This window comes from Mesorhizobium sp. M7A.F.Ca.MR.148.00.0.0, from assembly GCF_003997735.1.
Lineage (GTDB): Bacteria > Pseudomonadota > Alphaproteobacteria > Rhizobiales > Rhizobiaceae > Mesorhizobium.
Genome location: NZ_RZTB01000514.1, coordinates 1 through 298, shown reverse-complemented (window position 1 = coordinate 298; position 298 = coordinate 1). Strand labels below are relative to the sequence as shown.

Sequence of the window (298 nt, the reverse complement as noted above, 5' to 3'; positions counted from 1 at the left end):
TGGACCCGCACACATCAGCCGAACTCGATCTCGACCAGATCTGGTCACTGGTCGATGATCTCCTGGCCGCTCACAGCGACTGGCTGCCGACCTGGGCGCGGACGAACCGCAAGAGCGAGGCCGCCGCCTGATCGGCGGCGCCCGGCTCATTTCGAATCGTCGGGGTCCGTTTCTTCCTCGTCGTCGCGAGCCTTGATGACGTAAGCGCCCTTCAGCCAGCGATTGAGGTCGATGTCCTTGCAGTGCGTCGAGCAGAACGGGAAGGTGTCGCGCGCCGAGGGCTTGCCGCATTCGGGGC

General features: G+C 65.1%; 1 protein-coding gene. It reads right to left on the bottom strand.

All coding sequences use genetic code 11. The annotated features are described in order from the left end of the window. Window positions 1-146: 146 nt before the first annotated feature. A partial coding sequence (gene yacG, locus EOB49_RS35160; RefSeq protein ID WP_127383563.1) for a DNA gyrase inhibitor YacG occupies window positions 147-298 on the bottom strand: 152 nt, incomplete at its 5' end.